General features: G+C 72.9%; 9 protein-coding genes. 3 read left to right on the forward strand and 6 right to left on the reverse strand.

What is annotated here, in order from left to right:
* Positions 1-190: 190 nt before the first annotated feature.
* The 5 genes from KDL01_RS35055 to KDL01_RS35075 all read right to left on the reverse strand — a co-directional run bounded on the left by KDL01_RS35055 (position 191) and on the right by KDL01_RS35075 (position 5,805).
* Positions 191-412, reverse strand: coding sequence for a hypothetical protein (locus tag KDL01_RS35055; protein WP_212532999.1), 222 nt, complete (start codon positions 410-412; stop codon positions 191-193).
* A 347-nt stretch (positions 413-759) separates the two neighbouring features.
* Positions 760-1,635, reverse strand: a complete 876-nt coding sequence (locus KDL01_RS35060; protein ID WP_212533000.1) for an alpha/beta fold hydrolase — start codon at positions 1,633-1,635, stop codon at positions 760-762.
* 99 nt (positions 1,636-1,734) lie between these two features.
* Positions 1,735-2,322, reverse strand: a complete 588-nt coding sequence (gene ybiA / locus KDL01_RS35065; protein ID WP_212533001.1) for a riboflavin biosynthesis intermediates N-glycosidase — start codon at positions 2,320-2,322, stop codon at positions 1,735-1,737.
* An 8-nt stretch (positions 2,323-2,330) separates the two neighbouring features.
* Entirely contained in the window at positions 2,331-3,371 is a 1,041-nt protein-coding gene (locus KDL01_RS35070) for an NAD(P)H-dependent flavin oxidoreductase (RefSeq protein ID WP_212533002.1), read from the reverse strand.
* Between the two features lie 211 nt (positions 3,372-3,582).
* Positions 3,583-5,805, reverse strand: a complete 2,223-nt coding sequence (locus KDL01_RS35075) for a hypothetical protein (protein ID WP_212533003.1) — start codon at positions 5,803-5,805, stop codon at positions 3,583-3,585.
* A 300-nt stretch (positions 5,806-6,105) separates the two neighbouring features.
* Here KDL01_RS35075 and KDL01_RS35080 point away from each other — a divergent pair, with 300 nt between their 5' ends.
* The 3 genes from KDL01_RS35080 (at position 6,106) to KDL01_RS35090 (ending at position 8,846) form a co-directional block, all read left to right on the forward strand.
* Entirely contained in the window at positions 6,106-6,933 is an 828-nt protein-coding gene (locus KDL01_RS35080; RefSeq protein WP_212533004.1) for a 4'-phosphopantetheinyl transferase family protein, read from the forward strand.
* A 265-nt stretch (positions 6,934-7,198) separates the two neighbouring features.
* Positions 7,199-8,152, forward strand: coding sequence for a ribose-phosphate diphosphokinase (locus KDL01_RS35085; RefSeq protein ID WP_212533005.1), 954 nt, complete (start codon positions 7,199-7,201; stop codon positions 8,150-8,152).
* Positions 8,153-8,519: 367 nt separating this feature from the next.
* A complete protein-coding gene (locus KDL01_RS35090; protein WP_212533006.1) occupies positions 8,520-8,846 on the forward strand; it encodes an acyl carrier protein in 327 nt (108 codons plus the stop codon).
* Positions 8,847-8,962: 116 nt separating this feature from the next.
* Here the strand turns inward: KDL01_RS35090 and KDL01_RS35095 are convergent, their stop codons facing one another.
* Positions 8,963-9,607 carry a LuxR C-terminal-related transcriptional regulator gene (locus KDL01_RS35095; protein ID WP_212533007.1) on the reverse strand — a complete coding sequence of 215 codons (645 nt, stop codon included), beginning with the start codon at positions 9,605-9,607 and terminating at the stop codon, positions 8,963-8,965.
* Positions 9,608-9,757: the final 150 nt, after the last annotated feature.

Genomic DNA, 9,757 nt, shown 5'->3' on the forward strand with positions numbered 1-9,757 from the left:
CCCCACGTCCACCCCGCGCCCGGACCGCCGCCGTCCGCCGCTGCCGCCGCGGAGGTGAGGCGGGCTCGGGGGATTGTCCATGCCGACCCGGCCGCATCAGAATCCGGACATGCGTGTGGGGCGCGTCCTCGCGGACGCGCCCCACACGGGGCCTAGCTGAAGCTCATAAGCCCCTTGAGACTACGCGGGGCTATGCGCCCGCGCTCTTCTGCGAGCGCTTGCCGCGCTGTCCCTGCTGGGCACGTCCCGGCTGTGCGGAACGCTCGCCGGCCTCGCCGAAGGCGTCAGACTGCTGCGACTTGCCCGGGTACGCCGAGCGCTCCTCGGCTTCACCGAACGCGTCCTGGCCGGGACGGGTGGCCTGCTGCTGAGCCCGAGCGGGCTTGCGCTGGGCCTTTCCCTTCTTGCCCATGTCTCCTCCTTGAGAGTGTTCTGACTGGGGCACCACCCAATCTGACACGATCGGATAATCGGCGCATTCCAGGCAAAAGGCTCACTACTCCGGGCGGGTGGGCCGCCGATTCCCGCGCCCCGCGCCGAAAACCCGCACAGCCGGGGTGACCTGCGCGAATCGAGGGCGCGAGACGACGAAGGGCGCCGCCCGCGCGCCTCGTCTATTCCGGTGACGGCACGCTGGACGACGCTCCGCACACGCTCCGCGCGCGCCGCGTCATACGGCTCTGAGCAGCCTTTTCAGGCTGGATCAAGCTGGATCGGGTTCGATCGAGCCCGATCAGGCCCAATCGGGCTCAGTCGCGCTCAGGCCTTGAAGAACTCGAGCAGGTCGCGGGCGACCAGATCCGGGCGCCCCTTCGGATTCGCCTTGGTCACGTCGCTGGATCCGCCGTGGTCCAAATCCGGGTACTGAATCGTGCGCGCGTGGGGCAGGGTGTGTGCCAGCGCGTCGTGGCCCGGGCGCAGCCAGTCCAGACCGTGTCCGCCGCTCAGCAGCAGCACCTCGGCGGCGACGTCGGCGTACCCGGCCTCGGTGCCCTTCGCCTCGCCGATGATGACGCCCTCGTGGCGGATCGTCGGCGCGAGGCGGCGCATCGTCACCTCGTCCGGCCCGGCCTTCTTGTCCTCGCCCTTGAGCATCAGGTCGGTCAGCCGGGCCAGCAGGCCGCGCGGGAAGAGCTTGAGCGCGGCCGGAGCCAGCCGCATCGCGAACATGGACGTGACCATCGCCGCCGGCACCTTCCCGGCGGCGATCTGCGCGTCGAACGCGGGCAGCCAGGAGTTGTCGTAGAAGGAGTCCGCGAGCACGAGTGCCGGCTCGTACAGGGCCGCCTTGCTGATCGAGGGGTACCGGCGCGCGGCCTCCAGCGCGACCAGGCCGCCCGCGCTCACGCCGAACACGCGCTCGGCCCCGGCGTGCTCGAGCACCGCGGCCAGGTCCGCGACCTCGGTGGCCAGGCCGTGGTCCGCCGCGTGCGGACCGCTCAGCCCGCGGCCGCGGCGGTCCGGCAGGTAGACGGTGAACGCGCCGGCAAGGGCGTCGGCCAGCGCAATGTGGTTGAGCCCTGATTCCATCGATCCGTGCAGCAGCACGACCGCGGGACCCTCGCCGCGATACCGGAAGCCGATCCCGGTCCCGTCCGCGGACGGGACGGAGCCGGTGGCGTAATCCTCAAGCATCTGATTCCCTCGCGTAGTTCGCCGGAGCCCGAACTCGTCACGGTAGAGCGTATGAGGGTCCTGCGCCAGCTGATTCCGGATGGGACGTGAGGAGTCTGATCAGCTCTCCGCGGCGAGTTCCTCGCGCGCCTGCATGAGCGCGAAACCGAGCAGGTTCCCGCCGCGCCACTGCCGCGGATCGGTGGCCCGCGGGTCCTCGGCGGCCAGGCCGATGCCCCAGACCCGGTCCAGCGGGCTGGCCTCCACCAGCACCCGCGAGGCGGTGCCGAGCAGGTAGGCGCGCAGCTCGGGGTCCTGGCCGAACTTGGCCACGTTCCCCTGGGCCACCAAGGGGAAGCAGGCCGCGGCCCAGCGGTCGTCGTCGAATCCGCGCACCAGCCGGCCCAGGTGCTTGGCCTCCGCGGGGGACTCGGCCGCGAGGATGCGGGCGAGCGCCTCCTCGTCCTCGAACAGCCGGGCCTTGCCGGCCATCATCCAGTGCTCGGCCGAGGGGTAGGCGGTGCCGTCGACGGTGAAGCTGCACGGCCACCACTGGGACAGGGCGCCCTTGCCGATCGAGCCGTCGCGTTCCGGCTGGTGTCCCCAGAACATCAGCCACTTCGGTATCGAAGCGCCCGACTCGATGGCCTCCACGAGCTGCGCCCGCGTGCGCGCCCGGAGCGCGTCCGTCTCATTGGTGCTCTGCATGCGGGCCATCATGCCGCAGCGGTCAACCGCGCCACCACGTCGGCCGCCGGACCCGCCTGGGCTTCGCGGAAACCGAAACCCGCGTACAGGCTCAGGCCCTGCGCGTCCCCGCGCCGCGCCGCCTCGGCCCGCAGCGGCTTCGTGAGCTGATTGATCGCCGGATAGGCCGCGGGCACCCGCGGATGGCGGTCGGTGAACCCGTTGCGCAGCGCCCGGGCCCAGCGTCCGGAGAAGGCCCGGGTCAGCACGGTCTCGGTGAATCTCCCGTCGGCCAACGCATCCCGGTGCAGTGCCTGGGTGCCGGCCTCGTCCGTGCGCAGGAAGGCCGTGCCCGCCTGCACGATCGCCGCGCCGGCCGCCCGCAGGCGCGCCACGTCCTTCGCCGTGCCCACGCCGCCCGCCGCGATCAGCGGCAGATCGGTGACCGCCGCGATCCGGCGCAGCAGCGCGTCCAGCGCGGTGGTGCCGGGCGTGGCCGCCGGGTCGAAGGTGCCGCGGTGCCCGCCCGCCTCCGGACCCTGGACGCACAGCGCGTCCACGCCCGCGCTCTGCGCCGCGAGCGCCTCGTCCACGTCCGTCACGGTGGCGACCGTGTACGTGCCCTGACTGCGTAGCCGCGCGATCAGCTCCGTCTCCGGCAGGCCGAAGGTGAACGAGGCCACCGGCACCGGATCCTCCAGCAGCATGCTGATCTTCTCCGGCCACACGTCGTCATCGTCGAGGTCCGGCTCCGGCAGTGCGACGCCGAGCCGCGCCGCCTCCGGCTCGAGGGCCGCACGGTACGTGGCCACCGACTCCGGCTCGGCCACCGGCCGGGGCACGAACAGGTTCACCCCGAACGGTGCCGCGCCCGCCTGCCCGCGCAGCAGCGCGATCTGCTCCGCCAGCGCGGCCGCCGGCAGATAGCCGCCGGCCAGGAAGCCGAGCCCGCCGGCCCGGCTCACCGCGGCGGCCAGCGCCGGGGTGGACGGACCGCCGGCCATCGGGGCCTGGATCAGCGGAGCGGACAGGTCGCCCAGCTCGAAGGCGGGGCGCGGGGTGTGGGTCATGGCGTCGTCCTCCCGGGACCGTCGGCCGGGCGCGGCGGCCCGCCTTCGAGGCGGTGTCTTCAAGCCATCGTCGGGGCCGCGACGCCTGCCACGCACGCTCGCGGCGTTGCCGGACCGTTTACAGACGACCGAGTATGCGCACGGCCCGGCGCCTTGCGAGCGCACGCGTCAGACGCCGCGGCCCGACCCGACGCCGGCTTGAAGACACGGCCTAGGCACCGCCGTCGCGCACGGTCCGCTTCCGATCGTTGCGTTCGTCGCGCTGCTTCTGCTCCAGCGTAGGCCACGGATCCGGATGCACCGCTGCCGACAGGCCGCGCCGGGCCTCGTGTGCCCGCGGCTCGTCGAACTCCTCGAAGAGCGTGTACGCCTCCTGCCGGTGCCGCGTGGCCGCGGCGCTCTGGTCGAGCAGGTCGAGCGTCTGGGCCGACTGCTCCAGGCTCACTGCCAGCCACCAGCGGTCCCCGACCTCCCGGGAGAGCGCCACCGCCCGCTCGGCGAAGGCGTGCGCCGCGCTCAGATCGCCGTGACCGCGGTGGTATCCGGCGACGGCGCCGAGGGCGCGTGCCTGCCCGGCGCGGTCGGCGCACAGCCGGGCCCTGGCCGTGGCGCGCTGGAAGGTGGCCAGCGCCTTCTCGTCGTGCCCGTTCGCCTGCCAGACCAGCGCGAGCTCGAGCAGGCCGCGCGCCTGCCGGGACCCGTCCGCGGTCGCCTCCGCCTGCACCAGCGCGTCCCTGGCCGGGCCGAGCGCGGCGGCCGGGCGCCCGACCGCCCGCAGCACCCTGCTGGTGTTCCACAGCGCGTCGGACAGGCCGGACGCCCACGGGTCGGCGCGGTGCAGCGCGACCACCTCGTGCAGCAGCAGCTGCGCCTCCTCGAACCGCCGCGTCTCGGCGTAGCACTCGGCGAGCAGGCCGAGGGCCGCCGCCTCGAGCCGCCGGTCGCCGAGCTGCTCGGCCGTGTCCACCACGGTCCAGCCCAGCGGGACCGCGTGCGGCCAGTCGCGCCGGCCCATCAGGATCCGCACCTGGATCAGCCGCGCCACCGCCTCGCGCGCCCGCTCGCCCTGCAGGTGCCAGAGCGCGATGGACAGGAGGTTGTGCTCCTCGGCCTCGTGCACCGCGCCCGCGTGCACGAGGGCCAGGGTGAGACTGTCGAGAGCCACGGCCTCGGCGTGCCGGTTGCGCTGATGCCGGGCCGAGGCCAGCGCGATGCGCTGCACCGCGAGGGTCGCCTCGGCCCGGTCCTGGCGCAGATAGGTGAACCGCAGTGTCGCAGAGAGCTGCCAAAGTACGTCGGGGAAGCCGTGCTCGGAGGCCGAGCCGACCGCGCACAGCAGGTTCATCCACTCGCGGTCGAACCACTCCTGCGCGGCGCGCCGGTCCGGGACGGCGGGCGGCTCGTGCCGGGCGGTGATGAAGGACAGCTCGAGCGCGCGGTAGCAGTCCAGCTCGAGGTAGCGGGCGGCCAGGTACGAGCCGTGCAGGTACCACTGCAGCACGCGGCGTCGCGCGAGCCTGATGTCCTCGGCGTTCTCCTCGAACCCGGCCCGGTCCCGCGCGAACGCGTGGTAGAGCTCGTGCAGCCGGAACCGCTGCGGGTTCGCTGCCAGCGCCTCGACCAGCCCCGCCTCGACCAGCGCGTCCATCAGCGGCCGCGCCTGCGCGCTGCCCTGCCCGGTGAGCGCGGCCGCGGCCGCCAGGCTCATCTCAGGGCCCGGATGCAGGCTGAGCAGCCGCAGGAAGCGGCGGCCGAGCAGCGGCAGCGCCTGGTACGCATGGGCGAAGGCGTCGCCCGCGCTCGCCCGGCCCGCGCTCGGGTCCTGCGTCGCCTCCGCGGTCGAGTCCGTGGCGTCCGTCGCGTCCATGGCGAGATGGTACGCGCCCTTGATCGCGAGCCCGACCCGGCCGGTGACCACGACCGCGCAGTCCCCGGCGGGCGGAAGCAGCGGACGCACCTGCGCGTCGGACGCGGCGTCGGCCAGCACGATGAGCATGCTGCGATCATCGAGTAAGGACCGGTACAGCAGCTCCTTGCCCGCCGGATCGCCCGGCAGGCCGGACTCCGCGACGCCGAGCGCGCGCAGGAACCCGTCGAGCACGTCGGCGGGCCGCCCGGGCCCGTCCGGCCCGGAGCCGCGCAGGTCCGCGTAGAGGTGGCCGTCGCAGAAGCGGCCGCGGGCCTGCTCGGCCCAGTGCAGCACCAGTGCGGGCGCGGCCGGTCCCGGCGGACCGGTCAGCACGCAGACGGTGGCGCGCTCGGACGCGGCGGACTCGGGCGCGGCGCACGCGTCAGCCGGCAGCAGCAGCCGGTCCAGCCACCTCGACGCCTCCTCACGGCCCGTCCGATTCCGCGTGTGCTGAGGCGGCCGTCCGGAGAGCGGGAGTCCTCCCCAACCCGCTCCGCGGCCGACGTCCTCGCCTGCCTGAGCCATAATCGCCCCCCTTGAGCGACAACCATGCCCTGTGGGCTCCCTATGACAACACACACGCATACCGCATGGGAACGGTTCGACCGGAAATTCCGCCGAACACGGGGGAGAATGCGAACTCTTGGTCCGATTTCAGGAAACGACAGCGGAATGTCGTCCCGTGTGTCCCGCCCGGCGCGGGCCGTCTCGCCGCGCCCCGCCTCCGGCCCGCCCCGGCCGGTCGGCGCCCGCCCGGCCGGCCGCGCGCCGGGTCAGCCCCCTGCGCCGTGGCCCGCGCCGCGCCGAGTGCCTACGATCGAACCCATGGACATCGGCCATCCCGGGATCCCGCCGCAGCAGCAGCGCGGCGGTCCGGCCCGCGCCCTGATCGAGGCGATCGTGTCAGGGCCCGCCGTGGCCGTGGACACCCGCGAGGACTTCGGCGAGGAACCGCTGCCGGGCGAGGCCGAGCGGGTGGAACGGGCGGTGCCCGCGCGCCGGGCCGAGTTCGCCACCGGCCGGGCCTGCGCCCGCCGGGCCCTGGCCCGCCTCGGCCTGCCGCCGCGGCCGATCCCGACCGGGCAGCGCGGCGAACCCCGCTGGCCGCACGGGGTGGTCGGCAGCATCACGCACTGCGCCGGCTACCGCGGCGCGGTGCTCGCCCGCACCTCGCAGATCGCCACCATCGGCATCGACGCCGAGCCCAACGCCCCGCTGCCGGACGGGGTGCTCGAGACGGTCAGCCTGCCGGGCGAGCGCGCGTGGGTGGCCCGGCTCTCGGCCGCCGAACCCGCGGTGCACTGGGACCGGCTGCTGTTCTGTGCGAAGGAGTCGGTGTACAAGGCCTGGTACCCGTTGGCCCACCGCTGGCTCGACTTCCAGGACGCGGCGGTCACCGTGGACGTGGCGCCGGGCGCCGGGCCGTGGGCCGGCGCGGGCGCGCAGGCGTCGGCCGGGCCGTTCGCCGCGCACGGCCGGTTCACCGCCGAGCTGCGGGTGGCCGGGCCCGACTTCCACGGCCGGGAACTGACCGCGTTCACCGGCCGCTGGGCGGTGCGCGAGGGTCTGATCCTGACCGCGATCGTGGTGTCCAACCAGCGTCCACCCACGGCCCGCTGTGCTATTCATGAAAATCTCACCACGGTCGGGTAAAGGATTCCGAGGCCGCGTCCGGCCGCGGCGCCGGCCCCACCGTCCAGGCCGGGCGGGGTGAGCGCCCGTCGAACATTTCGACGCTGTCAGAGCCCTGATAGCACCGTGCTCGCATTTACGATGACATTCTCATATCAGTGCTCGGACCGACCCGCCCCGGCCCGCCGCGCCAGTGCGGGCCGGGGCGGGTGCGGACCTCGCGCTTCGATCATGGCGTCTGGGACGATGGGACGCGTCACCGCCCGAGCGACGGAGGATCAAACCCATGCGTGACATCGCCGTGTTCAGCGGCAGCGCCCATCACGACCTTGCCGCCGAGGTGTGTTCGCACCTCGGTGTGCCGCTGCATCCGGTCAGGGTCAGCCGCTTCGCCACCGACTGCCTCGAGGTCCAGCTCCAGGAGAACTGCCGGGAACGCGACGTGTTCCTGATCCAGCCCCTGGTGGCTCCGGTTCAGGAGCACCTCGTCGAACTGCTGCTCATGCTCGACGCCGCGCGCGGCGCCTCGGCCGCGCGCACCACCGTGGTCATGCCGTACTACGCCTACGCCCGCTCGGACAAGAAGGACGCCCCGCGCATCTCCATAGGAGCCCGGCTGGTCGCCGACCTGCTGGTCACCGCCGGGGCCGACCGGGTGCTGGCGATGGCGCTGCACTCCCCGCAGGTGCACGGGTTCTTCAGCGTGCCGGTGGACCACCTGCACGCGCTGCGCGAACTCGCCCTGCACTTTCGCCAGTACGACCTGAGCAACGCCGTGGTGGTCTCGCCCGACCTCGGAAACGTCAAGGAGGCGGCCGCGTTCGGCCGGCTGCTCGGGCTGCCGGTGGCGGCCGGGGCCAAGCAGCGCCTGGCCGACGACCGGGTGGTGATCAGCTCCGTGATCGGCGAGGTGGGCGGGCGCGACGTCATCGTGCTCGACGACGAGATCGCCAGGGGCAGCACCGTGCTCGAGGTACTCGAGCGGCTGCGCGAGCTCGGGGCCCGGACGATCCGGGTCGCCTGCACCCACGGCCTGTTCGCCGACGGCGCGCTCAAGCGCCTGGGCGACCAGCCGGACGTGCTCGAGATCGTGTGCACCAACACCGTGCCGATCCCCGCCTCCGAGGGGCAGACGGACAAGCTCACGGTGCTCTCGATCGCCCCCGCGCTCGCCGAGGCGGTGCGCCGGATCCACAACGGCGAGTCCGTCAGTGCTCTGTTTCAGGCGCCGCTGGGCTGACGCCGCGCGGCCGGCGCGCTCCCGCAGTACGCCCCGGCTCCGCCTCTGTTTCACCGTCCGTGCGCCCGCCGGTCGCCTCGTTCGCCGAGGACGGACCGGCGGGCGCCGTGTCTCAACATTTCGAATCGTTTCCGCTCACCGGAGGGAACACGTTCGATCGCGGGCGATCGCGGTGAGATCGTTGGAGAGTTCGAAGCGAGATCGCTTACTGAGACGGTGGTCGGAATCAGGTCAGTAATCGACTACACTGTTTCGCCAGGGCGTTAAAAGGAGATCAGATCTACAGGACGGCCGGGCGTGCCCGGCCGCCTTCCCGTCGATTCCGCGTGTGACGCATCCTGCAAGAGCGAGCCTGTGGAGTTGGACTATGCTCGAGTTCGGATCATCCCCGCACGTAACCCCGCTCGATTCCGTCGGGGAGATGGTGCGCGAAATCACTGCCGAGGTGCTGCGCGATTTCAAACCGGGCGCGCGCTGGAGCATCGATCCGGTCCGGTCCTTCCGGGACCAGGGCCTTGATTCACTGGCGCGCGTGGAGCTGCGGATTCGGCTCGCCGTCCGGACCGGTCTTGACCTGCCCGCGGCCTTGACCGCGCAGTGCACGAGTCCGGCCGCGGTGGCCGATTATCTCCGCGAGCGCCTCGCCGTGAGTCCGGTGGCCGGGCCGGAGCCGGAGCCGGCCGCGCCGGAATGACCATAGGTCAGGATTCTGATAAAGTACGCACTCCCGGAGCCGGCGGACACGGCCCGGGAGTGCCGCGTCTTTGCGGCACCGAGTGTCATGCAATTGCATCTGCGGCCGTGCACGCGCTAGCCGTTGAGGTAGGCCAACACGGCGAGTACCCGGCGATTGTCGTCCTCGTCCGGGTACAGGCCGAGCTTCATGAAGATGTTGTTGATGTGTTTGCTCACGGCCTTCTCCGAGACGCTCAACCGGGCCGCGATTCCGGCATTGGTGCGCCCTTCCGCCATCACCGCGAGCACCTCGCGTTCGCGCGCGGTCAGCGCCTCCATCGGCGCCTCGCGGGCCCGCCGCGCGAGCAGGGCACTGATGACCTCCGGGTCCATCGCGGTCCCGCCCTCGGCCACCGCGCGCACCGCCTCGACGAACCGGCGCACGTCCGAGACCCGGTCCTTGAGCAGGTAGCCGAGCCCGTGCCCGCCGTTCGCGAGCAGTTCGCGCGCGTAGAGCGGCTCGACGTGCTGGGACAGGATCAGGATCGGCAGCCCGGGCACCCGGGCCCGGGCGGCGATCGCGGCGCTCAGCCCCTCGTTCGTGAAGCTCGGCGGCAGCCGCACGTCCACCACCGAGACCTCCGGCCGCAGTTCGGCCAGCGCCCGCTCCAGCTCGGGACCGCTGCCCACCGCCGCGACCACCTCGAAGTCGAAGGCGGTCAGAAGCCTGACGAGGCCGTCCCGCAGCAGCGCCTGGTCCTCCGCGATCAGTACCCGCACGGCACCTCCAAGGTCACCGCGGTCGGCCCGCCGACCGGGCTGACGATGCCCGCCACGCCGTCGAACGCGGCGAGCCTACGTTCCACTCCGCGCAGCCCGTCACCGCGCGCCGGATCCGCCCCGCCCACCCCGTCGTCCTCGATCCGCGCC

It is taken from the genome of Actinospica durhamensis, from assembly GCF_018139695.1.
Lineage (GTDB): Bacteria > Actinomycetota > Actinomycetes > Streptomycetales > Catenulisporaceae > Actinospica > Actinospica durhamensis.

Coding starts and splice junctions, on each gene's coding strand:
- KDL01_RS35090 (WP_212533006.1), top strand. CDS start 8,520: ATGCTCGAGTTCGGATCATCCCCGCACGTAACCCCGCTCGATTCCGTC.
- KDL01_RS35080 (WP_212533004.1), top strand. CDS start 6,106: ATGGACATCGGCCATCCCGGGATCCCGCCGCAGCAGCAGCGCGGCGGT.
- KDL01_RS35060 (WP_212533000.1), bottom strand. CDS start 1,635: ATGCTTGAGGATTACGCCACCGGCTCCGTCCCGTCCGCGGACGGGACC.
- KDL01_RS35085 (WP_212533005.1), top strand. CDS start 7,199: ATGCGTGACATCGCCGTGTTCAGCGGCAGCGCCCATCACGACCTTGCC.
- KDL01_RS35055 (WP_212532999.1), bottom strand. CDS start 412: ATGGGCAAGAAGGGAAAGGCCCAGCGCAAGCCCGCTCGGGCTCAGCAG.
- ybiA (WP_212533001.1), bottom strand. CDS start 2,322: ATGCAGAGCACCAATGAGACGGACGCGCTCCGGGCGCGCACGCGGGCG.
- KDL01_RS35075 (WP_212533003.1), bottom strand. CDS start 5,805: ATGGCTCAGGCAGGCGAGGACGTCGGCCGCGGAGCGGGTTGGGGAGGA.
- KDL01_RS35070 (WP_212533002.1), bottom strand. CDS start 3,371: ATGACCCACACCCCGCGCCCCGCCTTCGAGCTGGGCGACCTGTCCGCT.